Source organism: Enterococcus sp. DIV0240d (assembly GCF_051711245.1).
Lineage (GTDB): Bacteria > Bacillota > Bacilli > Lactobacillales > Enterococcaceae > Enterococcus_D > Enterococcus_D casseliflavus.
On the sequence record NZ_JBIOMG010000001.1, the window covers coordinates 2,847,349 to 2,873,445 of the forward strand.

Annotated in this window: 22 protein-coding genes and 2 pseudogenes; 1 reads left to right on the top strand and 23 read right to left on the bottom strand. The window is 42.3% G+C overall.

Annotated elements, in window-relative coordinates; genetic code table 11:
* Positions 1-82: 82 nt before the first annotated feature.
* The 17 genes from ileS to IGJ25_RS13780 all read right to left on the bottom strand — a co-directional run bounded on the left by ileS (position 83) and on the right by IGJ25_RS13780 (position 18,486).
* Positions 83-2,878 (bottom strand): isoleucine--tRNA ligase, encoded by a 2,796-nt coding sequence (gene ileS / locus IGJ25_RS13700; protein ID WP_225000550.1) that lies wholly within the window; start codon positions 2,876-2,878, stop codon positions 83-85.
* A 497-nt stretch (positions 2,879-3,375) separates the two neighbouring features.
* Positions 3,376-4,131 carry a DivIVA domain-containing protein gene (locus tag IGJ25_RS13705; protein ID WP_005228824.1) on the bottom strand — a complete coding sequence of 252 codons (756 nt, stop codon included), beginning with the start codon at positions 4,129-4,131 and terminating at the stop codon, positions 3,376-3,378.
* 20 nt (positions 4,132-4,151) lie between these two features.
* A complete protein-coding gene (locus IGJ25_RS13710; RefSeq protein WP_010749763.1) occupies positions 4,152-4,934 on the bottom strand; it encodes an RNA-binding protein in 783 nt (260 codons plus the stop codon).
* Between the two features lie 18 nt (positions 4,935-4,952).
* The gene (locus IGJ25_RS13715; RefSeq protein WP_005228822.1) at positions 4,953-5,216 is read right to left on the bottom strand and encodes a YggT family protein; all 264 of its coding nucleotides are present in this window, start codon (positions 5,214-5,216) and stop codon (positions 4,953-4,955) included.
* A gap of 26 nt (positions 5,217-5,242) precedes the next feature.
* Entirely contained in the window at positions 5,243-5,896 is a 654-nt protein-coding gene (locus tag IGJ25_RS13720; RefSeq protein WP_010749764.1) for a cell division protein SepF, read from the bottom strand.
* Between the two features lie 16 nt (positions 5,897-5,912).
* Positions 5,913-6,584 (bottom strand): YggS family pyridoxal phosphate-dependent enzyme, encoded by a 672-nt coding sequence (locus IGJ25_RS13725; RefSeq protein WP_074536072.1) that lies wholly within the window; start codon positions 6,582-6,584, stop codon positions 5,913-5,915.
* Between the two features lie 12 nt (positions 6,585-6,596).
* Positions 6,597-7,841 carry a cell division protein FtsZ gene (gene ftsZ, locus IGJ25_RS13730; RefSeq protein ID WP_005228816.1) on the bottom strand — a complete coding sequence of 415 codons (1,245 nt, stop codon included), beginning with the start codon at positions 7,839-7,841 and terminating at the stop codon, positions 6,597-6,599.
* Positions 7,842-7,872: 31 nt separating this feature from the next.
* Entirely contained in the window at positions 7,873-9,195 is a 1,323-nt protein-coding gene (gene ftsA / locus IGJ25_RS13735) for a cell division protein FtsA (RefSeq protein WP_225000551.1), read from the bottom strand.
* Between the two features lie 153 nt (positions 9,196-9,348).
* On the bottom strand, positions 9,349-10,332 hold the full coding sequence (locus tag IGJ25_RS13740) for a cell division protein FtsQ/DivIB (RefSeq protein ID WP_438779414.1): 984 nt from the start codon (positions 10,330-10,332) through the stop codon (positions 9,349-9,351).
* A gap of 86 nt (positions 10,333-10,418) precedes the next feature.
* Positions 10,419-11,513: an undecaprenyldiphospho-muramoylpentapeptide beta-N-acetylglucosaminyltransferase gene (murG, locus tag IGJ25_RS13745; RefSeq protein WP_225000553.1), complete on the bottom strand. Its 1,095-nt coding sequence runs from the start codon at positions 11,511-11,513 to the stop codon at positions 10,419-10,421.
* A gap of 15 nt (positions 11,514-11,528) precedes the next feature.
* Positions 11,529-12,887 carry a UDP-N-acetylmuramoyl-L-alanine--D-glutamate ligase gene (gene murD / locus IGJ25_RS13750; RefSeq protein WP_225000554.1) on the bottom strand — a complete coding sequence of 453 codons (1,359 nt, stop codon included), beginning with the start codon at positions 12,885-12,887 and terminating at the stop codon, positions 11,529-11,531.
* A 12-nt stretch (positions 12,888-12,899) separates the two neighbouring features.
* The gene (mraY, locus tag IGJ25_RS13755) at positions 12,900-13,862 is read right to left on the bottom strand and encodes a phospho-N-acetylmuramoyl-pentapeptide-transferase (protein ID WP_010749769.1); all 963 of its coding nucleotides are present in this window, start codon (positions 13,860-13,862) and stop codon (positions 12,900-12,902) included.
* A gap of 19 nt (positions 13,863-13,881) precedes the next feature.
* Positions 13,882-16,077 (bottom strand): penicillin-binding transpeptidase domain-containing protein, encoded by a 2,196-nt coding sequence (locus tag IGJ25_RS13760; RefSeq protein WP_087627818.1) that lies wholly within the window; start codon positions 16,075-16,077, stop codon positions 13,882-13,884.
* On the bottom strand, positions 16,078-16,497 hold the full coding sequence (gene ftsL, locus IGJ25_RS13765; RefSeq protein WP_005228796.1) for a cell division protein FtsL: 420 nt from the start codon (positions 16,495-16,497) through the stop codon (positions 16,078-16,080).
* A gap of 5 nt (positions 16,498-16,502) precedes the next feature.
* Positions 16,503-17,462, bottom strand: coding sequence for a 16S rRNA (cytosine(1402)-N(4))-methyltransferase RsmH (gene rsmH, locus IGJ25_RS13770; RefSeq protein ID WP_010749771.1), 960 nt, complete (start codon positions 17,460-17,462; stop codon positions 16,503-16,505).
* Between the two features lie 25 nt (positions 17,463-17,487).
* Positions 17,488-17,919 carry a division/cell wall cluster transcriptional repressor MraZ gene (gene mraZ / locus IGJ25_RS13775; protein WP_005228792.1) on the bottom strand — a complete coding sequence of 144 codons (432 nt, stop codon included), beginning with the start codon at positions 17,917-17,919 and terminating at the stop codon, positions 17,488-17,490.
* 198 nt (positions 17,920-18,117) lie between these two features.
* Positions 18,118-18,486 carry a DUF3397 domain-containing protein gene (locus IGJ25_RS13780; RefSeq protein WP_225000555.1) on the bottom strand — a complete coding sequence of 123 codons (369 nt, stop codon included), beginning with the start codon at positions 18,484-18,486 and terminating at the stop codon, positions 18,118-18,120.
* Between the two features lie 332 nt (positions 18,487-18,818).
* Here IGJ25_RS13780 and IGJ25_RS13785 point away from each other — a divergent pair, with 332 nt between their 5' ends.
* Positions 18,819-18,938, top strand: a complete 120-nt coding sequence (locus IGJ25_RS13785; protein ID WP_005237290.1) for a DUF4044 domain-containing protein — start codon at positions 18,819-18,821, stop codon at positions 18,936-18,938.
* Positions 18,939-19,002: 64 nt separating this feature from the next.
* Here the strand turns inward: IGJ25_RS13785 and cls are convergent, their stop codons facing one another.
* The 6 genes and pseudogenes from cls to secA form a co-directional block, all read right to left on the bottom strand.
* Positions 19,003-20,448, bottom strand: a complete 1,446-nt coding sequence (gene cls / locus IGJ25_RS13790) for a cardiolipin synthase (protein ID WP_005228785.1) — start codon at positions 20,446-20,448, stop codon at positions 19,003-19,005.
* A gap of 124 nt (positions 20,449-20,572) precedes the next feature.
* Entirely contained in the window at positions 20,573-21,457 is an 885-nt protein-coding gene (gene ftsX / locus IGJ25_RS13795) for a permease-like cell division protein FtsX (protein WP_010749773.1), read from the bottom strand.
* Positions 21,450-22,136, bottom strand: coding sequence for a cell division ATP-binding protein FtsE (gene ftsE / locus IGJ25_RS13800; protein WP_005228783.1), 687 nt, complete (start codon positions 22,134-22,136; stop codon positions 21,450-21,452). Before ftsE ends, ftsX begins: the two co-directional genes overlap by 8 nt.
* Positions 22,137-22,248: 112 nt before the next feature.
* A protein-coding gene (prfB, locus tag IGJ25_RS13805; protein WP_225000556.1) for a peptide chain release factor 2 occupies positions 22,249-23,356 on the bottom strand; the annotation gives its coding sequence in 2 pieces (ribosomal slippage) (positions 22,249-23,283 and positions 23,285-23,356; 1,107 coding nt in all).
* Positions 23,357-23,444: 88 nt separating this feature from the next.
* Positions 23,445-23,519 (bottom strand): annotated as a pseudogene (locus IGJ25_RS13810) (SEC-C metal-binding domain-containing protein); the annotation flags it as partial.
* Between the two features lie 45 nt (positions 23,520-23,564).
* A pseudogene (secA, locus tag IGJ25_RS13815) lies at positions 23,565-25,949 on the bottom strand (preprotein translocase subunit SecA); the annotation flags it as partial.
* Positions 25,950-26,097: the final 148 nt, after the last annotated feature.

Sequence of the window (26,097 nt, forward strand, 5' to 3'; positions counted from 1 at the left end):
CTTATGTCCCATTTTCAAGGAACAAGCTTGATTGATTTCAAAAAAAAGATGACCCGCAATGGGATCATCTTTTTCCGTTTTTTTATTTTTCAAAGCCTTCTGCAACCGCTTCAGGATAGTTTTCTTTGACAATGGCTGCGCAATGGCCGCAAAGTGTTGGTAGCTGCTCTTCTACACCGACATCCACACGGACTTGACGACAACGTTCGCAGACTTCACCTTCGGCTTTTTCCACTAAGATCGCCACGTCTTCGAATTGATAGGCCGCTTCTGGTGCTGCTTCACCTGCTTCTTTGATCGCTAAGAAGTCCGGTGAAATGATCAGCAACTGAGCAATATCTGAATCAATGGCTTTTAGTAATGCCGCAACCGGTTCGGTTGGATAGACAGTCACTTTTGCTTCAAACGATTTCCCGATCAGTTTTGCATTACGCGCTTCTTCCAATGCTTTTAAGACATTGTCACGGAAATCAAGGAAAGCACGCCATAAATCAAGCAGCTCTTCTTGGTTAGCAAATGTATCATAGCCAGGGAACTCCGCTAATTGGACATATTCCTCTTCTTCTTTCAAATGTGACCAGATTTCTTCTGCCGTATGCGGAATGATCGGCGTCAGTAATTTCGTCAACGCAACCGCTGTTTGATAAAAGACGGTTTGCATGGCGCGACGTTGGAAATCATTTTCAGCTTCGATATAAACGACATCTTTCGCAAAATCCAAATAGAAGGATGACATATCGACTGTCAAGAAGTTGATGACTGTTCGGTAAATATGCAAGAAGTTGTATTTTTCATAACCATCTTCTCGGATCGTTTTGATCGTTTGATTCAAACGAACCATCATGTATTTATCAACAGAACGCAAGTTTTCAAATGGTACGCTGTCTTTTGCTGGATCAAAATCATTCGTGTTAGCCAATAAGAAACGCATGGTATTGCGAATTTTCCGATAGACTTCTGATACTTGATTCAAGATATCCATAGACACTCGAACATCCGCTTCGTAGTCAACACTGCTGACCCAAAGGCGCAAAATATCCGCACCCATTTGGTTGATCACTTTTTCTGGTGCAATGGTATTTCCAAGAGATTTACTCATCTTACGGCCTTCGCCATCTAAGGTGAAGCCTTGAGACAAGACGGCTTTGTATGGTGCGACTTCATTGATCGCAACACTAGTTGTGATACTTGAGTTGAACCACCCGCGATATTGATCAGAACCTTCCAAATACATGTCAGCTGGGAACGTCAATTCTGGACGTTGACGTAACACGGCTTCGTGAGAAGAACCTGAATCAAACCAAACATCCATGATGTCAGTTTCTTTCGAGAATTTACCGTTTGGTGAACCTGGATGCGTAAAGCCAGCCGGCAGCAATTCTTCGGCTTCTTTTTCAAACCAAATCGTTGAACCATGTTCAGCAAACAAGTTTGCCACATGCTCGATCGTTTCAGGCGTGATGATGGCTTCGCCGTTTTCTGCATAAAAGATTGGCAATGGTACACCCCACGCACGTTGACGAGAGATCACCCAGTCGCCGCGATCGCGAATCATATTGTATAAACGGGTTTTGCCCCATGGAATGATCCAATCTACTTTTTCGATCTCATCCAAAATGTTTTGACGGAACTTATCAATTGAAGCAAACCATTGTGGCGTTGCCCGATAGATGACTGGTTTTTTCGTCCGCCAATCATGTGGATAGCTGTGAGTAAAGAAGTTTAGTTTTAATAGCGCCCCTTTTTCTTCTAAAAGCTCAGTGATCATTGGATTGGCTTTGTCATAAAAGACCCCTTCAAATCCTGGTGCTTCTTCTGTGAAGACCCCACGGCTATCGACTGGCGATAAGACATCTAGCCCATATTTTTTGCTGACGATGTAGTCATCTTCCCCGTGTCCTGGTGCAGTGTGGACCAAACCAGTACCGGCATCCAATGTCACATGATCCCCTAACATCAACAGAGACGTACGGTCATAGAAAGGATGTTGCGCCGTCATTTTTTCTAATTGATCGCCTGCCAATTCTTGCAATACTTCGACAGATTCCCAACCAATCTCATTCGTCACGGTTTCCAATAAATCTTTTGCCACGACAAATTTACGACCATCAGCCAAGATTTGAACATAGGCAAAGGTTGGATTCACAGAGATTCCTAGATTCGCTGGCAAGGTCCATGGCGTCGTCGTCCAGATAACAAAAGATGTATCTGAATCAAGCAAATCTTTGCCATCTGCGACTGGGAAAGCAACATAGATCGATGGTGATTTCACATCTTTGTATTCGATCTCGGCTTCTGCTAGTGATGATTCACTAGATGGTGACCAGTAGATTGGTTTTAATCCTTTGTAGATATAGCCTTTTTCTGCCATTTTTCCGAAAACGCGAATTTCTGCAGCTTCATAATCGGGCGTCAGTGTGATGTATGGGTGCTCCCAGTCACCAGAAACCCCTAAACGTTTGAAGTCAGCTCTTTGTGTATCCACTTGTGTCAAAGCATATTCTTCACATTTTTTGCGGTATTCTGCCAAGCTCATTTCTTTGCGCTTGATTCCTTTATTTGTCAACACTTGCTCGATCGGCAAACCATGGGTATCCCAACCAGGTACATAAGGGGAACGGAAACCTGACATTGATTTGGAACGTACGATAATGTCTTTACTGATTTTGTTCAATGAGTGTCCGATATGGATGTTCCCATTTGCATAAGGAGGACCATCGTGTAAGACAAAGGTTGGCTTGCCTTCATTTAATTCTTGACGGCGTTGATACAATCGATTTTCTTCCCATTCTTTTTGCCAATCCACTTCGCGGTTCGGCAAGTTGCCTCGCATTGGAAAAGCGGTTTTTCCAAGATGCAGTGTTTCTTTCATTTTCATTCTTGTTTCGCTCCTTTTCGTCTCACTACGTTTCCGTATAATTTCTAAATCCATTGACTCGACCAATCAATTGCTTCTATTGAACGTATCAAAATGGATTGGTTGCCATGACTTCCTTGTGTTTAGGTCTCACTGATTTTAAAAATCAATCCTAGTGATTCCTCGTTTGGTTACTACGCTCCCTACGGTCGCCTAGTACTGTTCATCATCTGATCTGTTCCGCATTGCGGACCAGAGCAGATGATGAACAGCAAAAAACACGTCCGTCCCTGGCAAGGGACGAACGTGTTCGTGGTACCACCCAAATTTTTCTTGTCGTTAGACAATTCTTTGATGATCGGTAACGGGATCAGGCGTCGTTCTCTACTTGAGTCTTTGGATAATCGGCTCTTTAAAGAACGCAACTCACAGATGATCTGATTTCTTACAGGGTTTTATTTGGCTTCCACTCTCCCAAACTCGCTTGAAAAATATAAGAAATTTTTCTGTTCTGTGTCTTAGTTGTTATCTGTTTTGTTCAATTCGTCTAATAAGTTTCTCGCATCATCTAATGTTTTCACTTCAGGGCTTTCGCTTACATCAACGATTTTTTCATCTGATTCAACAACGTCCACATCAAATGTGTCCACTGCTTCTGAGTTTACTCCAGAACCATTTTCACTGTCAAGTTCTTTTGATAAAACTTCTCTGATTACTTGATGGGAATCTTGCACGTAGCTTGAAAATGGCGCCAAAATCTCTTCCCACTCGGGGCTCTTCACTTGTTCTAATTGGGTTTGTAACATAACCAATAAGTTGTTGTGGAAGACTCTGGTTTTCTTCTTCAAGTCATTTGTTTCTGTTGCCAATTGACGGGCATTGTCTGTTGCATCCGTCAAAATCTCTTTGGCTTTTTCTTCCGCTGAGGTCATCAAGGCATGGGCATGTTTTTCTGCAGTAGCAACCATTTCATCCGCACGGTTTTGGGCAGACGTAACGATCACTTCTGATTCTTTGCTTGCGCTTGTTTTTACTTTATCCGCGGTATCTTGAGCCACGATGATGGATTGGTTCAAGGCGTCTTTCAGTTCATTGAAATACTCTAGTTTTTCTTCGGCGTGTTTCAATGATTTCTCTAACTCGCGATTGCGTTGAACCGCTTCTTCATAATCGCGGACGATCATATCCAAAAAGTCATCGACTTCGTCTTGGTTGTATCCTCTCATTTTTACTGAAAAGTTTTTATTTTGAATGTCTAATGGAGTTAATGCCATATTCTATACACCTCTTTGATTTATTTACGTAATACACCTAATAACAATCTAACTTTTTCTTTTTTCGTGGTTCCTTCTAACCCCTGTATTTGAATCCGACCAAATCCTCTTACTGAAACGATATCCAGTAAATCCAGAACAAAATCTGGTCGTAGTGCTTCTGTCCAGTTTACTTTTACTTTTCCTGATTCGATCAACTGTTTCGAACGCTGACGTGAGATGTTGTATACGGCAGAGATCACTGTATCAAGACGCAATGAACTAACCGTTTCTCTTTCCTCGGTCCAGCCATCTTTAGGAACGATCAACTCGGTGTATTTTGTTTCTTCCAAGCGCACCGAGACGTTTCCGATTTTATCCACTTGGAGTTGGATAAAATGACTGACTTCAGCGGCAACGAATACTTGCCATATTTCACCATCGGAAAGAATGTCTCCAAAGTATTCCCTCTTGACTCCAGTCCCCATTAACGTGCCTAAAACTTTTCCATGACTCAACACCGTAAATTTTTTCGGGTATTGAATCGTAAACAAAGTCATGTCAAACTCATCGGTGGTGGGCTCATAATAATCGGGATAAATCAAACAACGTCGTCTTTCAGCAGCTTCGTAACCACCAAAAAAGCGGAAGCTTAAATCCGTTGATTGACGAATCAAGCTTTCTAAAATATACGCTTGTCTCGGATCTAAAAAATCAGTTAAGTAAGGCGCATACTGCATTTGCACTTGTTCGATCCATCCCTGAGCGGAATCAATAAAAGGGCGTTCATCGTTTCGAAAATGTTGATAGACATTTGCGTTCACCGATAACCACCCCTTACGTTAAAATAAAATTGATTGTAAGATCAATATCAATGCTTGTGATGCTAGCTGTAAGACGATAATTGCAAACGCAATCGTAAAATCAATACCAGCAAAACTTAATTTCAATCGATCAAATAAACTCAAATACGGTTCACACACTTTTGCTAAGAAACGGCCAAAAGCGGATTGATACCCTCCTGGAAACCAAGACAAAAGTGCATAGATCACTAATAAAATGGTATACAGATAAACAGCATCACTTAGTAATTTAACGAATCTCAAAAATAAAATTGGCGTTCCTCCTCACTTTAGATATCAAAAAAATTGGTATCTGCTAATGTTTGGGCAGTGCCTTCAATTTCCATACCCTTAGGCGTGCAAAGAAAAATTTCATCGCCAACACGCTTGATATCACCATCTTCAGCGTACACTGTTCCTGTTAAAAAATCAACTATTCGACGAGCTTGGTACTCTTCAATTAAATGAAAATTAACAAGTACAGCATCCCCATTGATGACCTGCTTGGCAATCCCCATCGCTTCGGAATAGACGCGTGGCTCTACGATCGTTATTTTACCAGCTGCTTGTGCGGGTGTTTCTTTTGCTTTTGTTTCTTTGACTCTCGTATTGCTTCTTTGTTGTGCCATCGGAACGACTTTTTCTTCCGTCTTCGTCACCGGTCTTACCCGTTCAGCCGCAGCTGAGGCTTGTTGATAGACAGCTGCTTGTGGTTGCTGTCTGTATTGATAGGCTTGATTTTGTGGTTGACTTGTTGTACGTGTTGCCGCTTGGCCAGATGCATACGTATTCGTGGTTGCTCTGGGGGCTGTAAAAGCTCCTCCTTGGTTCACAGCTTGTTTAGACGCTGTGCGTGCCGGTTCTTCCGTGGCAAATGTTTCTTCGTAGTAATCTTCTTCGTCAGTCAATCCAAAAAAATTGGTCAGTTTCTCTTTGAGCGACATCGGTCAACCTCCTTTTTTATTGAAATAATGCTGTTCCTACACGAATAAATGTTGCACCTTCTTGAATCGCAATGGGAAAATCATTACTCATTCCCATACTCGTTTCTAAGCAAGGGGCATGTGTAAGATGCAGGTCAGCGATCTGTTGTTGAATCCTTTTTAATTCTTTAAAAATCTGATGCTGCTCGTCTTTGGAAGCAGTGAGCGGGGCCATCGTCATCAATCCAACAACACGAATTTTGTCGAACGAAGCAAGTGCTTCAATAAAAGCCATTACCTCTTCAACAAAAATCCCTTGTTTCGTTGCTTCCTGCGAAACATTCACTTCCACAAAGCAGTTGATCGGATGCTCTGCTCGTTTTTGAATTTCTTGTGCCAGTTTGATTGAATCTAACGCATGGAAAAAATCAATCTCATTTATAATTGATTTTACCTTTCTGCGTTGCAAATTGCCAATAAAATGCCAACGGACATCTGGATAATCCTTTAGTGCTGCCTTCTTTTCAAGTAGTTTTTCTACTCGATTTTCTGCACAATCCCGCACACCATTTTCTAAAAGGACTCTTGTTGTTTCTGTATCGACGGATTTTGTCACAGCTGTCAAACAGACATCATTGGCATTTCTAGAAACAAGAGCACAGGAATCCTGTATCTCTTGCTGAATCTTGTGCAAGTTCTCAGAAATCATGTGCTCTGCCCCCTAGCGTTTACGACGGAAAAATGGTGGTGTGCTTAATTCGTCGTCATCATTCGAACGTACTTCATCACGGCTGAAGGTATCGAATTCTTTCTTTTCTACATTTTCAAATGTGTTTTCTTCTACTTTAGGTCGTACATTTTGTTCTTTGCGGATATCCCAATCACCAAAGCCATTGCTTTCTTCTGCTTGCGCTGGGCGTGCTTGATCCATATCTAATGTTGGTTTTTGAGGGATAGAATGAATTTGACCTTGGCTTTGTCTGCTAGAGCGAGAACCCCGTTCTTTTTTTGAAGGGTCAATGCCGGTTGCAATGACAGTCACACGGATCTCATCGCCTAAGTCTTCATTGATTGATGTACCTAAGATAATGTTTACGTCGCCTGTTGCCGCATGAGCGACGATATCAGAAGCATCTTGTGCTTCAAATAAAGTCATATCCAATCCGCCAGTGATGTTCAATAGCACTTGTTCTGCGCCATCGATCGACGTTTCTAGTAATGGTGAAGAGATCGCTTTTTTCGTTGCTTCGATCACACGTTCTTCCCCGCTAGCAACACCGATTCCCATCAAGGCTGTGCCTTGATTTTCCATTACTGTTTTCACATCAGCGAAGTCTAAGTTGACATAGCCAGGTGCAGTGATCAAGTCTGAGATCCCTTGAACCCCTTGACGCAAGACATTGTCTGCTTCACGGAATGCTTCAAGCATTGGCGTTTTCTTGTCAACAACTTCTAATAAACGGTTGTTTGAGATGATCAATAAGGTATCGACATTCTCTTTTAATTTAGCGATGCCTTCAGCCGCAAAACGGCCACGTTTTGGTCCTTCAAAAGTAAAGGGACGAGTAACGACACCGACTGTCAACGCGCCGATTTCTTTAGCGATTTTTGCTACGATCGGTGCAGCACCTGTTCCGGTTCCGCCACCCATACCAGCGGTAATGAAAATCATGTCTGCGCCTTCTAATGATTCGCGAATAGAATCTTCACTTTCTTCCGCTGCTTTTTGACCAACTTCTGGTTGAGAGCCAGCACCAAGTCCGCGGGTATATTTAGGGCCTAATTGAATGACTGTTTCTGCTTTTGAGTTTTTTAGAGCTTGAACGTCAGTGTTGGCTGCAATAAATTCTACGCCCTTGACATTTTCTTCGATCATACGATTGACTGCGTTGCCGCCACCGCCACCGACTCCGATGACTTTGATCACAGCGCCGTCATTGATGTTATTATCAATTGAAAATTCCATAATTTATCTTCCTCCTGAGAATCGTTTTAGATTATTCAAAGATATTTGAGAAGAAATCTTTTACTCGGTTTGTGATCGACTCACCTTTTTTCTCTTCTTCTGCTTCTTCATAAGTTTCTTCTGGCGCTTCATATTGTTCGTAATACACTTCTTGTTGTTGAATAGCAACGGGCTGTTGCGCCACTGTTTTTTCACCAGTGATCGCACTTTTGGCAAGCTGGTACACTTCGCTTAAGTTTGCCGAATAGTCAACGATACTGATCACATTCGTGAAAACAGGATTTCTAAGTCCCATATGATTAGGAACGTAAAGCTTGACGTTTGTTTCGAATACTTCTTGAGCAAGATCTACGACACCAGGAAGACTTGCAGCGCCACCAGTCAAGATCACGCCACCCGGTAAATCAAGCCCATCGATTTCGTCTAGGACTTCTTTTGATTTGGTGAAGATTTGTTCCATACGGGCTTCAATGATTTCTGATAAATAGCGTTCATCGATTTTCACTGGTTCTGATTTCCCGATCACATCAACCGGAAATTCTTCGCTGGCTGAAGTGCGTTCAGGATACGCATCCCCATAATTGATCTTCAATGCTTCTGCATTGTTGAAAGAGGTATTTAAAACCGTCGAAATGTCTTTTGTGACAAATTCGCCGCCCTCTTGGTTCACATGGGTGAATTTCAATTGCTTGTCGTGCATCGCTGCTGTGGTTGTTTGGCCGCCACCAATGTCGATGACGATCGTACCAAAATCTTTTTCACCGTCTGATAAAATCGATTCTGTTAGTGCTAATGGCGTAATGACTACTTCATTAACAATCAAACCAGATTTTTCAACACATTTGCGAATGTTGTGAATGATGGTTTTTGGTCCTGTATACACAACACCAAACATTTCTAGGCGAACCCCGATCATGCCACGAGGATCTTTGATTCCTTCAAAACCATCAACGGTAAATTCCTGCGGTAAAATAGCAATGATCTGTCTTTCAGGAGGGGTAGAACGAACGAGTGCTGCGGAGGCAACATTACGCACGTCTTCGTCGGTGATCTCTTTTGATTCACTATTGACAGCGATCATTCCTTGACAATTTTCCACTTCAAGAAGATTGGCTGGTACACCAACACTTACACTGCGAATTTGAATTCCTGCTTTTTCTTCTGCTTGTCTTACTGCTCTTTGAATGGCTTGTACCGTTTTATCGATATCTACAATGATCCCACGGTTGATTCCTTCTGATTTTGCATTACCTACACCAATGATATTCATTTGGCTGTCAACGTATTCGGCTACTACAACTTTTACAGATGTCGTACCGATATCAAGGCCAACATACATTCCCGTTTTTGCCATGGATGGGGTTCCCTCCTACTTAAATTGGATATATAGCGAACCATCACAGTCCGTTTTTAGAGTTCATTCGAATAATTTGTTCACTGTTACCAATTCTACCATATAATGGCGCTTTTTAGAAACAAGTTAATGAAAAAAACTCTTGAATTTTTCCTAAGAATCACTATCAGCTGTTTGATTTTCGTCTGCATCGTCTTCTTGTGTATCTGAAATTGGGTAAGTAAAGATTCCAACTTCCATATCCACAATACTGTCCTCGGTCAAATCTTTGGCAATTTGCGGATAATACTGCATTTGACTCATCATATTCGAAATGTTGACGATCACTTGATTGCCATCATTCATAAAGAGAGTCAGCAGCTCATCATTGCTGTCACGGGGGGTATATTTGATTTGAGAAACGCCATCGCGAATTTCTGAACTTAATTCTTGATAGGCACTAAGTGTTGCTTTGATTTTATCTTCAGCCGAAAAATTTTCTAAAACCGGCAATCCTTCCACTGGCTGCTCACTGATTTCATCTAACACAACGCCATTTTCTAAAACCGGCGCATAGCCACCATCTTGGGCTAGTAAAGCAACTTCTTGAAATTCAGTGACAGTGATATCGAAGCGATTGATACCAGATAGAGAAATTGAGGCATTTTTTATACGTGGCAATTCTTTTTTGATGGCAGACACGCTTTGATTACGTTCGAAAAATTGCGGCCACATCTCTTCATTGACGGTTAGGTCCGAATTTTCGAGAATTGCTTCTGCGGATACTTCATGATTGCCTTTGACGACCACATTCGCCAAACGACTAAGGGGCGAAACGAAATACAAAACAATCAATAAAGGAATCATCAACAATCCAATAATCAAGGCTAAACGGCGAATCAACACTTGGTTGCGGTACGCCTTTAGGTTAGGCAGCCGATCAGCAAAGGAGCGGGCCTTATTTTCTGGCTCTGGCAATGCTTCCTTCTCATCAACAGACTCTTCCATTGCTTCATCTGCTTCAAAAAATGTTTCTTCTTGCTCGTCTTCATGGTCTTTGTACGTATCTTCTGTTTCTTCAGGAGCAGGAGAAGACCAAGCTGGCTGATTGCCTTTTTCTTGCAAATACTTTAGATTTTCTTTTTGCCAAGGGGTCAACTCTTCCGTTGACGAGGGGGTTTGATCATCATGAGGTGTTTTGTCTTTACTAATGATAATCGCTCCTTTCTATCCCACACATTGTACTATTTGATTACCTCTTGCACAAGTCGAAATAATCGTTCTGAGGCATCGCTGATCCCTTGTTCTTTTGAGGCTTTTGCCATCTTACTACGAAGGGCTTCATCTTGCATGATACTGTCTACTGCTTCCACGAGGTTTTGACTGTTTAGTTCATGATCGGCAATCATTTTGACTGCTCCTGCATTGGCTAAACTTTGGGCGTTCTTCGTTTGGTGGTCATTGGTCACATAAGGACTAGGAATCAAAATCGCTGGAATCCCTAATGCAGTGAATTCTGCGATCGATGTGGCTCCTGCTCGTCCAATCAACAAATCACTATTTGCCATCACTTCTGCCATCTGATCAATGTAAGGGCGAATACTGATATTAGGAAAGGCATCTTTTGACATGCCGATTTTTTCTTCGATCTCTTTGTAATACCGTTCACCTGACGCATAGAGAAGCTGATACTCTTTTTGAGCAAACAGCGGCAGCGCATCAATGATCGCTTGATTGATTTTCAGTGCTCCTTGACTCCCACCAAAAACCAAGACCGTCTTTTTCGCCGGATTTAAATCGTAGGAAGACAAGATCGCTGACTTTTGACTGTTGCGTACTTCTTGACCTCTGGGATTCCCCACCAGCACCGTTTTCTTCGCTGGAAAGTACTGGGACGCATCGCGAAAGGCAATGGCGATTTTGTCCACATATTTGGTTAGAAATTTATTCGTGATCCCGGGAACACTATTTTGTTCATGAATAATTGTAGGAATTTTCAACTTCGCTGCAGCAAAGACCACCGCGCCAGAAACGTAGCCGCCGGTGCCGATCACCACATCCGGTTGAAACTCCTTGATGATTTTTTTGGCTGCGTAATAACTTTTCATGAAAAGTTGGATCGTTTTTACATTATCGAAGGACAACTTACGCTTAAAGCCTTGGATTTCTAATGTTTTAAAAGGAATACCTGTTGGAGGGACGATTTTATTTTCCAAGCCCCTTGTTGCACCAATGTATAAAAATTCGGCTGTCGGGTCAATCTCTTTTACATAATCGACAAAAGACAACGCTGGATAAATATGTCCGCCAGTACCGCCGCCAGTCACAAGTATTTTCATATCCGTCACTCATTTCTATTTAAGTTCTGCTACTGCCGCCATAAATTTGTCGCCGCGAACTTCAAAATTAGGGTATTGATCCCAACTTGCATTCGCAGGTGACAATAAAATCGTATCTCCAGCAGCACTTAAAGAAAAGGCTAATGGGACGGCTGTTTCAACATTGTCTGTCATTTCAATTGTTTTTACCCCTGCTGCTTGAGCAGCAGCGGCTAATTTTTCCTTTGTTTCACCAAACAACACGATGGCTTTTAGCCCTTTTAGTGCGGGAACTAAGTCATCAAAGCTGTTCCCCCGATCCAGACCACCTGCCAATAAAATCAGTTTCTCATTGTCAAAGCCGCCTAATGCCATTTCTGTGGCTAGAATGTTTGTTGCTTTGGAGTCATTGAAAAATTTCACCTGATTGATGGTGGTGACATACTGAGTTCGATGGGGCACGCCTGTAAAGGTTTGTAACGCTTGCTTAATGGCTTCGTTTGGCATATCGCAAAGTTTACCGACAGCAATCGCTGCTAATGCATTTTCAATATTATGATCTCCTGGCACGCCAAGTTCATCAGCTGCCATAATCACTTCTTCTTTATAATAGAGGATACCGTCAAGCATGTACGCGCCTGCTACTTTTTCCTTGGTGGAAAAAGGAATGATTTGCGCTTTTGATTTTGCCGACAGTGCTTCTAGTTCTGGCTGGTTCCAGTTGATCACCAAATAATCATCTGCAGTCATTCGCTGTTGCAACCGCCACTTTGCTAGGACATACTCTGGACGACTGCCATGGTAATCGATATGGGCTTCATAAATATTGGTGATCACGGCGATTTTTGGTCGCAAAGTATCGATCCCCATCAATTGGAAGCTAGACAATTCCATGACTAATCGGTCTTCCGCTTTGGCCGTTTGAGCAACGGAACTTGCAGGAAACCCAATGTTCCCAGAAAGCAGTGCCTGCCCTTTTTGCATCCCTGCGTTTAAGACATTGGCGATCATGGTCGTTGTGGTGGTTTTTCCGTTCGTACCAGTAATGCCGATAATCGGAGCCTCAGAGATTTGATACGCTAGCTCCACTTCCGTGATTACAGGAATTTTTTTCTCTAAAGCTTTTTGAACAAGGGGCTGTGAATAAGGGATTCCTGGATTTTTCACAACTAACGAAAAGCCTTCATCCAATAATTCGATTGGGTGGCTGCCAGTGATCACTTTGACCCCTAACGCCAAAAGATCTTGTGCTTCGGGATTTTCAGCAAATGGCTTGCCGTCATTAACGGTCACAAGTGCGCCCAAATCATGTAACAATTTGGCCGCACTGAATCCACTACGCGCTAATCCTAGCACAAGAACTTTTTTATTTTGATATGTTTTAATTCTTTTCATTTTCTTCATCTCCTACCATACAAGGGCTATTGTGAGCAACGAGCAACCTAACGCAATACACCAAAATACAGTGTCGATCTTCCACTCAGACCATCCGCTCATTTCAAAATGATGGTGGATGGGTGACATCTTGAAGATTCGTTTGCCCGTTAATTTGAATGAGGCAACTTGCAGCATCACGCTTGCTGTTTCACAAACATAGACCAGTCCGACAAGCAAGAGGGTCCATTCTTGGTGTAAAAGAATCGAAATTGCTGCCAGCAGACCGCCTAAAGCCAGTGAGCCGACATCCCCCATAAAAATTTTAGCCGGTTTGCGATTGTACGGAAAGAAGCCGATCAATCCGCCAATGATTGCTAGACAAACGATCAATACATCGATTTGATCTTGCCGCCAAGCAATCAGTGCGTAAGTTGAAAAAGAAATCGTGCCCAGTCCTGCGACCAGACCATCGATACCGTCGGTCAAGTTGACTGCATTTGAAAAACCGACCAGCCAAAAGATGACGAACACTCCGTAAAAGATCGACAGTGGCACATCGATCCCAAAGAAATTTAACACGTCTGCATTGCCTTCCGCTCGAAAAACAAAGTAAAAGACGAGTCCGCCTAAAATTTGTCCAATCAATTTTTGCAGCGAGTTTAAGCCCATATTTCTTTTGCGGAAAATCTTGATGAAATCGTCAAGAAATCCTAATGCACCATAAACCAAGGTAATGAACAAAAGAATGAACAATGAAGCAGTCAGTTGATTTTGCCATGCCCCTACCCAAATTGCAGTGATCATTGCAGAAATCAAAAATACAAACCCACCCATCGTTGGTGTACCAGCCTTTACGTTATGCCATTTAGGGCCGTCACCACGTATTTCCTGTCCGTATTTCTTCATTTGAAAATAGCCGATAAACAAAGGCATTGCGGCTGTTACGATCGCAAAGCCGCTTGCCAAAGGTAATATCATCTCTGTCCATTCCATATCGTTCTCTCCTATTATTCTATTCGTTTTCGCTTAGTGTAAACTTGATCGATTGTCCCGATAACTCAGTATAAGGCTCCACGCTCTGTTTGGTACAATAGCCGTCCCCTTCAAAACTGACGTCCACATTCAACAGACTGCCAAATTTGATCAAATCTGCTTTGGACCAGGAGGTCGTATCAGGCATGTAATACTTGTCGCTATCCGTAATCAGCAGTACCCGTCCGCCAGGCATGATCGAAGTGCCGCTGTCAACGGACTGTGCGATGACCTTCTCGCCATCACCGATGACAACAGGGGTCAACCCAGCTTTTTGAACGTCAGTTGCCGCTGATTCTGTATCAAGATTACGATAATCCCCTACAGTCGTTTCACTACCAGAGGTTGTACTATCTTCTAATGCAGAATTTTTTAGATCCATGACTCGTTTCATCAATGGATTAGCAATTTCACCCAACACGGTGCTTTCGTGCTTCTCTGGCAATTTGATCGTCAAATACAAAATATATTCAGGTTCTTCTGAAGGAAACATCAAAACAACAGAATACAGATAATTGGTACCACCAGACAAATACTTACCGGTCGTTGGATCGGCTACTTGGGCTGTCCCCGTTTTCGCGGAAATATTGTAGCCCGGTAGTTCATAGACACCATAAGCACTTCCGTAATTTTCACTTTCGACAACATCACGCATATATTCCCGTACTTTTGTTGCCGCTTCTGCTGTGATGGGATGGCCAACTTCTTCTGGTTGTGTGACCGTTTCTTCTCCTGTATTGCCATCAACGATTTTACTAATAAACTGTGGTTTCAACATCGTTCCGTTATTTGCCACCGACGTAAAGGCCTGCATCATTTGGAAATTCGTCACACCAATCGCTTGACCAAATGACGTCATCGCTTGGCTGACAGGGTTATCCTCTGGTGTGATCCCAGTATTTTCGTTAGGCAATCCTGAATAGGTACTGCGACCAAAACCAAATTCTTTTAAGTATTGCTGCCAACGATCTGCCATTCGCTGTTCCAAGGTCACCATTCCAATATTACTCGACCATGAAAGTGCTTGGCGCATCGTCAGTGTTCCTTTTTGACCGAAGTCCCAGTCGTTGATGGTTGCATCATAAAGTTTCATTCCATCAGGGCTTGGGGTAAAAGTTTCGTTTTCATTAAAGATCCCTTGATCGATCGCTGCTGCCGTCGTCAAGATCTTCATGGTTGATCCTGGCTCGTAGTTGTCCTCAACTAATAGGTTTTGCCAATCATTGATGGAATCTAAATTTTCTGGATTATAGGTTGGTCGTTGCGCCATCGCCACGATCTCACCCGTTTTTGCATCCATCAAGTTCGCTGTTAAGTTTTCTGGTTTGTTTTCTTTAAAGACACTGTCCATCAGCGTTTCCAAGTAGCTTTGGATTCGACTATCGATGGTCGTATAGACGTCTTTTCCATCCACCGCTGCAACAGTTTCGGCTACGGTTCCTGGCAACGGATTTTGATTGTTATCTTTTTGATAAACGATCTCGCCATCGGTCCCAGAAAGCACGTCATTGTACGCAGCTTCTAGTCCCGTTTTCCCAACTAGACCAGTATCGTCATCATTGGCAACAGCATACCCGATAAAGTGAGAAGAAAAGACACCATTCGGATAAAGACGAGCTGGATGACTGTCAAAATGAAAGCCAGCAATCCCTTCTTTTTCCATTGCATCTTCAATCGCATTCTTTTGTTCTAATGTAATATTGTTCCCTTTGCTTCCAAAAGAAACACGCCATAATTGTTGCTCAAGCCCTTCTTCTAATGTATTGACTGCTGTTTCTTGGTCGATGGACAATACATCCGACAAGATTTTGCCCAATTTATTGAAGTTTGCTTTTTCTGCAAAAAGATTCTTTTTGCCATCTTTGTAATTTTGGTTCAAAACAGCGTAAATTGAATAGGAAGTCACATCTTCAGCAATTGGAATCCCATTGCGGTCATAGATCGTTCCACGTTTCGCTTTGATGACTTCACTGCCTTCATAAAGATTTTTCGTTTTTTCAGCTAAGGAAGTCCCAGCGACATCTCCGACAATGACGATGTAGCTCAAACGCGTGACAAACAAAAAGAACAATCCAATACTCGTAGCAAAGAGAATAATACCTACTTTTTTGCGATTGTTCGTTGTAGTTTGATTGTTCTTTTTTAAGTATTGCTTGAATTTATCTGTTAACTTCATTTAGTCCACTTTCCTTAAATTGCCGTCATCGATCGACAATCCATTATCCTCAGCAATCTTTTGGATGCGCTCGGTTTTAGAAAGTTCATTTTTCTCTTGTTCCAACTGTTCTGCTTGTGTTGTTTTTTCATTGATATCCGATTGGATCAAAGAAATATCGTGTTCGACTTGACTGATATTGGTTCGAATATTGATGGTCAAGATCGCCAACGTCAATACAGAGATGATCACAAAGGCAGCGATCAGTTTTTCCAGAGTAGAAATGCTTTTTAACCGACGAGCCGGAGATGCTGGTACGCGGATGACCTCAGGACGCTGGGGATCAGTAGGCAGTTTTTCAGTTGTCGGTTCAGAGTGTTCCATAGGTTGTGATTCAAGTGGTTCTCTGAATTCATAGTCATGAACTTTTAGTTCTGCCATAGTTGTTACCCTTCGCTTTCCTTGATTTTTTCCGCGATTCGCAGTTTCGCACTGCGAGAACGATTATTTTCAGCTACTTCTTCCTCAGTTGGAAGTAGTGGTTTTCTTGTTATAAGTTTAAGTGTTGGTTGGAATTCTTCTGGTATCATCGGCAAACCTGGCGGCATATCCTTCGGTGTGCTGTATTCCTTGAACATCGATTTCACGATGCGATCTTCTAAAGAGTGAAACGTGATGACACTCACACGTCCGTTGACTGCTAAAAGATGAATCGCTTGTTCAAGTGATTCTTCAATCACACCTAGCTCATCATTGACTGCAATGCGAATGGCTTGGAAAACCCGTTTTGCAGGGTGTCCGCCTTTTCTTCTTGCTGGCGCCGGAATGGCTGTTTTGATGATATCGACCAACTCACCCGTTGTTTCGATTGGATGATCTTGTCGCACCCGCTCGATTTCACGAGCGATTTGTTTCGAGAATTTTTCTTCTCCATAACGGAAGAAGATTTTGACTAATTGGTGGTAGTCGAATTGATTGACTACTTCATAGGCAGTCAATGTTGCAGTTTGATCCATCCGCATATCCAGCGGTGCATCTTGGTGGTAGCTAAAGCCGCGTTCGGCTTCATCTAATTGGGGTGAGGAAACACCTAAATCGTACAAAATCCCATCGACTCGGCTCACACCGTGTTGATGCAATGCTTCCTTTAAATAGCGGAAATTACTTTTAATGAACGTAACCATTCCTTTAGCAACATATGGTGCTAAACGTTCTTTCGCATGATCGATAGCAGTTTGGTCTTGATCAAAAGCAAAGAGATGTCCCTCTTCAGACAGTTGCGACAATAAATATTCACTATGACCGGCTCCACCTAATGTACAATCGACATAGACGCCTTCTGGACGAATCTTTAACCCATCAACGGTCTCCTGTAGCATAACGGTGTAGTGTTGAAAATCTGCCATGTGTTTTTTCCTCTTCCTATCAAGCCTATAAGCCAAAATCAATCATTGTTTCAGCAATTTCATCAAAGTTTTCTTCTGCTTCTTCAGAGAATGCTTGCCAACGCGTTTCATCCCAAATCTCGATTCGGTTTGAAACGCCGATGATCACACAGCTTTTGGTAAGGTCTGCATGATTTCTCAATGTAACAGGGATATTGATTCGTCCTTGTTTATCGATTTCGCACTCTGTTGCAGCAGAATAAAAGAAGCGGACAAATGTCCGAGCGTCCTTTTTCGCTAAAGGCATTTCGTTTAGTTTTTCTTCAAGTTTTTCCCATTCAGATAAGGGGTAGCCAAATAAACAGCCATCTAATCCACGTGTCACAACAAATTTTTCTCCGAGTTTTTCTCGTAGTTTTGAAGGGACGATTAGTCGGCCTTTTGCATCTATCGAATGTTGAAATTCACCCATAAACATCGATAAATAACCCCCGATCTCCACCTGATATTCACAGTCTACCACAATCCCCCACTTTCTACCACAAATTATATGAAATTTGAAAGGGAAGTTGTTTGACTTTTCTTTACCAAATGAGGAAAAAGAGGAAAACCGACTACTTAAAGTTTTTAAAAAAACTTTAAGTGAAAAAATGGGCGTTTATCAAGAGTCAAAACACTATAAGTAACTAACAATATTTAGAATGATCAAAACGACATGAAAAATGATCGTAAATAGAAAAATACTACGCCAATACATCTTTAAATAGCGACTATATTGGATCTCCTCATAGTAATATGCCTGAAAAACTGCCAGCAGAATCCCTAATAAAAAAATGGAGATCAAATAGTACAATGTGATCGCTTGATCAAAAGTATACTTTGATAATTGATGAATCCCGACCATCAAAAACGGTACTGCTAAATCCGGTGCCTTCACGTGGTAACGATCATTCAAGGACAACGCGGAAACAATAAACCGACAGGCGAAATAGACGAGCACAGGGAAGATATACCAAAACAAAACGATTGGATTAAATCCAGACATACAGCAAAATCCTTTCTAACAACTAGTGTCACTATACTTTATTTTCTTTACATCCGTGTTTCAGTTCTTTTAAAAATCTGAGCTGGAATAAGACAGTCATGAAATTTTTTAAGGAGCCTCTTTGTTCACCAGCTGACTTTTGAAAGTCTTGAAGAATGCATTTCTTTACCTATTAAAACAGAAGGGCGTATCTTCAACAAGTCTATCTTGTCATTCTAATGATTTTTTTTGTCCTGAAATTGAAAATTTCTTAATTTCTCCTTGGTTCAACTTGAGTTCTTGTGTATTTGAGGGTAAACTGTCACTAGAATAACTCTAAAAGGTGGATTAGAATGAACGAGAAAAAACCAAAAAGTACCTTTGCAAAAATCACGCAAGTCGTGATCTGGACCATGCTTATTCTCACTGTTGGCTCGATTTTCTTAGCAGCATACACAAGTATTATGGGTTAATCCTATTAAAAAAGTGCCCTTTTCCAAAATGATGGCTTCCATCTTTTGGAAAAGGGCACTTTTTTTACAGCAAGGGTGACACAAGGCGTGCCAAGCCTTCTTTGATTTTGATCGTCAGCTTTCTTTGCTGATACGCTTCGATCGTTAAGTGCTTAGAATCGATCGAATCCGCCAGAAACGCTTCTTTCGTTTGCGTCGCGAGTTGTGCATCGTAGATGATCGTATTGACCTCAAAGTCTAAACGAAACGATCGGACATCGATATTTGCTGAACCAATCGAAACGAGCCCACTGTCAATGATCATCGTTTTTGCATGCATAAACCCTTTCTCATAGGTTTCGATGACTGCCCCAAAATGCAGCAGCTCAGCCGCAAAGGAATAGGTCGCCCAATATACCAAGGGATGATCCGGTTTGTTAGGGATTTGTATATGAACTTTCACCCCAGAAAGCAGTGCCAACTTCAAGGCATTGTGAATGGCTTCATCCGGAATATAATAAGGTGTTTGGATCAAGATTTCCTTTTTGGCTAAGTTGATCATTTTCAGATAGGTCATTTTGATTTCTTCATGTTCCGTATCAGGACCACTCGTGATGACTTGGGCTGCAACTGTCCCGACTTGTTTAATTTCAGGAAACAAGGAAGGATCATATTTGATCTCCAACGCATGTTGTGAATTCCAATCCATCAAAAACCGATTTTGCAGCGAATAGACAGCTGAACCGGCAATTCGCAAGTGATTGTCTCGCCAATAACCGAATTTTTCCACTTGCCCTAGATATTCATCTCCCACATTAAAACCGCCTGTATAGCCAATTTCTCCATCGATCACCACGATTTTCCGATGATTTCGATAATTGATTCGCGGATTGACATAAGGAACGAATAAAGGAAAGAAGAAGGCAATTTGACCGCCATGTAGACGCAACTCATCAAAAAACTTCAATGATACTTGGGTGCTGCCCCAAGCATCTAATAAGACTCTTACTTTTACGCCTCGCTTCGCCGCGCGCACCAGTGCCTCTTTGACTTCATTTCCCAATGTATCACTGCGATAAATGTAATATTCCATATGAATGTGATTTTTTGCCTGTTCGATATCCGCGATCAAGGCATCAAATTTCTGCCGTCCGTCGGTATAAAGCGTCATACTATTCGCTGTCGTATACAGGGATTGCCCAAAGACTGTCAACAGGTAGACCAGCTGCTGCACTTCTACCTGCGCGGTCGGCGGATGTGGAAACAGCTGACGAGCGAGCGCTTGTTTTTGTTCTTCTAATTCAACATTCAGCCCCACCTTTGCCTGTGAGCGCATATCAAAGATCTTTTCTTTAGAGATCCCTCTACCAAAGAAAAAGTAAAGCACAAAGCCAACGATTGGAATGAACATCAAGACCAAAAGCCAGGCCCACGTTTGAGCAGTCTGCCGCCTTTCTCTGAAAATGATAATGATTGATAACAAAATATTGACTATAAATAAAATGGTTACCAAATTATCCATTACAACCATTTCTCCACCTCTTCCCAGATTTCCCGCTACTAAAGCATATCAAAAAATAGTACCTAAAGTAAAGAAACACTGTGATGAAACAAAAAAAGCCGATCTTGACGATCGACTTTAAGAAAACATCGGTTTAGAATTTTAAGAAACGGCGCATTGATAAGACAGAACCAAGTGAACCGATCACGATCCCAATCAGTGCCATCACACCGCAAACTTGTAATAGAAACATATTTGGTGCAATTAAACTGTAATTTGAACGCAGTAAGGATGGATTGACCATTGCATAAACTTGGTGGTAGCCGAAGTACATTAATGCAATCGGAACGATCGAACCTAAGAGTCCGATCCAGCCGCCTTCAAGGAAGAATGGCCAACGAATGTAGCCGTTTTTCGCCCCCACCAGACGCATGATCTGAATTTCTCTTTGACGAGACAAAATCGTGATCCGAATCGTATTAGAGATCAGGAACATTGCCACAAAAATCAATAAGACAGCAGCAGCTAAGCCCCAAGTCCGCACAGCAGCAGACAATTCAAAGATTCGGTCAGAAGAATCTCCGCCGTAATCGGCTTTGAAAACATTTGGCAATTCGCCAGCTTGCTCAGCGATCTCTGTCGTATACTCTGGATCTGTTGCACTGACGACAAACACGTTATACAGCGGATTGCTGTCGCCTTCGAACAAGTTCCATGAATCCCCCATTGCATCTTGGATCTTCTGCAATTCTTCGTCTCGGCTAGAAAATTTCACTTCTGAAACGTTCGGCAGATCATTTAAGGACTGTTCCAAAGCATCCATGTCTTCTTGTTCCGTACCAATATCAACGAAAACCGAAACGTCCACATTCTCGCGAATGTCTTCGGCTAGTTTTGTTGCATTTAAGATTACACCTAGAAAAATACCGACTAATGTCAGTGTGATCGTTACCGCACTCAATGACGCAATAGTCATCCAGCCGTTACGCTTTAAACTTTTGATACTCTCCAGGAGATGACGGAAAAATGTTCTAATCATCGTAACCATATTCTCCTTCCGCTTGGTCGCGAATAATGCGGCCATTTTCAATCGCGATCACGCGATGACGAATCGTATTTACGATCGTACTATTATGGGTCGCCATAACGACCGTTGTTCCTTGGGCATTGATCCGATCAAGCAGCTTCATGATTTCCCATGAGTTTTCAGGATCTAGATTCCCCGTTGGTTCATCCGCAATCAATACTTTCGGCGTATTTACGATGGCACGAGCAATCGACACCCGCTGTTGTTCCCCACCGGAAAGCTCACTTGGAAATACCCGCACCTTATGTTTCAGGCCGACCAAATCTAACACTTCCATCACCCGTTTTTTGATATCACGAGGTTTGCGGCCGATAACTTGCATTGCATAAGCAACATTTTCAAAGACCGTTTTCCGTGGTAAAAGTTTATAATCCTGAAAGACCACGCCGATTTCCCGACGCATCAATGGGATCTCGCGGTTTTTCATGCCGACCAAATCATATCCTGCGACATTCAAAACGCCTTTAGTTGCTTTTTCTTCCCGATACATCAATTTGATAAAGGTTGATTTACCGGCACCCGATGGGCCCACGACATAAACAAACTCTCCTTGATCAATTGAAATCGAAAGGTTACGGATAGCAGTCGTACCATTAGAGTACTTTTTCATTATATCTTTCATTTCTATCATACAGCTATCTCTCCATCTCAAATTTTCATTCTGGCTTATTATAGCATGAATATATTTCACCTTGCTTGCAACAGATTACAATTATGTTTCAATCTGTTTAAGTCACACAAGGTTATTTTTGATTCAGTTTCAGCTTCAAATACGCGTCGATAAAGCCATCCAAATCGCCATCCATGACTGCCTGTACATTCCCAGTTTCGAAATTCGTTCGGTGATCTTTGACCATCGAATAGGGATGGAAGACATAAGAACGGATTTGCGAGCCCCAACCAATTTCTAACTGCTCGCCTCGCAAGGCTGCTGCCTCTTGCTCTTTCTTTTCCACTTCTAATTGATACAGCTTGGCTTTCAACATCCCCAGCGCTTGCTCACGGTTTTTCAATTGTGAGCGCTGGGCTTGGCTAGCAACGACCGTTCCTGTCGGAATATGGGTGATCCGCACAGCAGATTCGGTTTTGTTGATGTGCTGTCCACCCGCACCACTTGCGCGGTACGTATCGATTTTCAAATCATCTGAGTTGATTTCCACATCGATCGCCCCATCTAATTCTGGCATCACATCCACCGAGCAAAATGACGTGTGCCGTCTCTTGGCTGAATCAAAAGGTGAGATCCGAACTAAACGATGAACGCCTTTTTCCGATTTCAAATACCCATAGGCGTTGTGGCCTTTTACAAGTAAAGTGACACTTTTGATCCCCGCTTCATCACCAGCTTGATAGTCGAGGGTCTCTACTTGATACCCGTGTTGTTCGCAAAAACGAGTATACATCCGTAACAGCATGCTGCCCCAGTCTTGTGATTCGGTACCGCCTGCACCAGGATGAAGCTCGATGATGGCGTTATTTCGATCATAGGGTTCATCTAACAGCATCGACAATTCATAAGACGCCATTTTCTCGTTTAGCTTCGTGATCCGTGCTTCAAGTTCTGCTTCCATTTCTGTGTCTGCTTCTTCTTGAATCATTTCCAACATCACTTCCAGCTCTTCCAATTCTTCTGCTAACTGATTGAACTGATCGTAGGTCTCTTTGTTGGCATTGTTTGCGTTAATGACTTGTTGAGCTTTTTCTGAGTCATCCCAAAAGGTGGGATCTGCCATTTGGTGTTCCGCTTCCGCAATGTCCTCTTCTAACTGATCTAAGTCAAAGAGACCCCCTAAAACTGATTATTTTTTCATTCATCTGGGTCAATTGATTCCGAATATCTGCGATTTCCATTAAAATTCCTTCTTTCTTTTTTTCTTACAAACGAAAGTAGACTGGACAAAAACGTCTGCCAGCCTACTCTCAACTTTTTCAAAACTTGTTACATATTTTTCCCGTGGCAATTCTTGAATTTTTTCCCGCTGCCGCATGGACAAGGATCGTTACGACCAACGTTTTTGAAACTTGGTGCTTGGGCAGCAGGTGCTTCTTCTACCCCTTGTGCTTCCCCTTGAGCAACTTGTTCCCGTTGAACGTTTTGACGAATCTCTGCCTTCATAAAGAGACGAGTTACTTCATATTCGATCGCTCCAACCATGTTCTCAAACATATTGAATCCTTCTGTTTGGTACTCAACTAATGGATTGTTTTGTCCATAAGCCCGTAACCCAACCGATTGACGCAGCTGATCCATAGCATCGATGTGGTCGGTCCACTTCGTATCGACAACTCGTAAGATGACGACTTTTTCAAATTCCAGTAATTGTTCTGGACTATTAAGTTGTGCTTTCTTTTGTTCAAAGACTTCTTCTGCCCGTTGGTTTAGGTAGTCTTTGATCTCTTGAGCTGATTTGCCCTTGATGTCCTCGATACTGATAGTATCTTCATGAACAAGTGCATTCGCCGCAAAATCAACGATTCCTTCGTAGTTCCAATTGCTTTCTTCTAATTGCGTATGACTGTCGACGACTCGGCTGATGGAACGTTTCACCATATTCATTAATTGTGGTGAAAGATCCGTTTCTTCCATGATCACTTCTTGACGTTGTCCGTAAATAACTTCCCGCTGTTCTCGCATCACGTCATCGTATTGCAAGACGTTTTTCCGAGTATCGTAGTTATTGCCTTCCACTCGTCGTTGGGCAGATTCTACTTGTTTTGAAAGCATCTTGCTTTGGATCACGGCGTCGCCTTCATCGATCTTCATCCGATCCAAGAACACTTTGATTCGTTCAGAACCAAAACGCTTCATTAAATCATCTTCTAACGACAAGTAAAATTGCGACATCCCTGGATCTCCTTGACGTCCCGCACGTCCCCGCAACTGATTATCGATCCGTCGGGATTCATGACGCTCAGTACCGATAACTGCCAAGCCGCCTAGTTCTGCAACACCAAGACCTAACTTGATATCCGTTCCCCGACCAGCCATATTGGTCGCGATCGTTACAGCACCTTTTTGTCCCGCATTCAAAATGATTTCTGCTTCTTTAAAGTGATTCTTGGCATTCAATACTTCATGAGGAACTTTCTCACGATCAAGCATTGATGACAATAATTCAGAAGTCTCAACAGCGACCGTCCCTACAAGCACGGGTTGTCCTTTGCGGTGACGCTCTTTGATGTCTTGAACGACTGCTTTGAATTTGCTCGTAAGCGTTGGATAAAGCAAGTCCGCACGATCATCCCGTAAGATTGGTTTGTTCGTAGGAATCTGAATGACTTGCATGTTATAGATTTCTCGAAACTCTTCTTCTTCCGTTTTTGCTGTACCAGTCATCCCAGACAGTTTTTTGTACATCCGGAAGTAGTTCTGGAATGTGATCGTCGCCATCGTTTTGGTTTCATCTTCGATTTCGACACTTTCTTTCGCTTCGATCGCTTGATGGAGCCCATCAGAATATCGGCGACCATCCATGATCCGACCTGTAAATTGGTCAACGATCATTACTTTCCCATCTTGCACGACATAATCGATATCGCGAATCATAATGTAATTCGCTCGTAGTGCTTGATCCAAGTGATGGGTCAATGCCGTGTTTTCAATATCATACAAGTTTTCTAAGCCGAAGGTCTCTTCCGCTTTTTCGATCCCACGTTCTGTCAAACCGATCGTTTTTGATTGGATATCGATTTTGTAGTCTTCTTCTTCCGTCAAGCGTTTGACAAAATTGTCGACCCGATTGTATAGCGCAGTTGATTTTTCTGCTTGTCCTGAAATGATCAACGGTGTTCTCGCTTCATCGATCAAGATCGAATCGACCTCATCGACGATGGCATAGTTTAATGGACGCTGTACCATTTGATGACGGTAAACCACCATGTTGTCCCGCAAATAGTCAAACCCTAATTCATTGTTTGTACTATAAGTGATGTCACAAGCATATGCCGCACGTTTTTCTTCTGCTGATTTTGAGTTAATGTTCAAGCCGACCGTCAACCCTAAAAAGTTGTACAGCTCCCCCATCTCAGTCGAGTCACGAGTTGCCAAGTATTCATTGACAGTTACGACGTGGACACCTTGACCGCTCAAAGCATTCAAATAAACAGGTAATGTCGCCGTCAAGGTTTTCCCTTCACCCGTACGCATCTCTGGGATATTCCCATCATGCAAGACGATCCCACCCATTAATTGGACGTGGTAAGGATAAAGGCCCAAAACGCGTTTTGCAGCTTCACGTACTACTGCAAAGGCTTCAGGTAATAATTTATCCAAAGTCTCTCCCTCTTGGAAACGACGACGAAATTCATCGGTTTTCCCGCGTAATTGTTCATCAGATAAAGCGGCCATTTCATCCGCATGTGATTCAACTTGATTCGCAATATGGTCAAGACGTTTTAATTCTTTTTTGTCGTTTTCGATTAATTTTCTAAAAAAATTGGCCATACCTTAATAATTCTCCTTTTACTTCTGCATTATCCTAGCTGGAAACTCTCCTAACTATTTTAGCACTAGTTCACCATAAATGAAATATTTTTCGATAGAACTATCGCATCAATCTTGCGTGATAAACGGATTCTTAACCTTTTTTCAC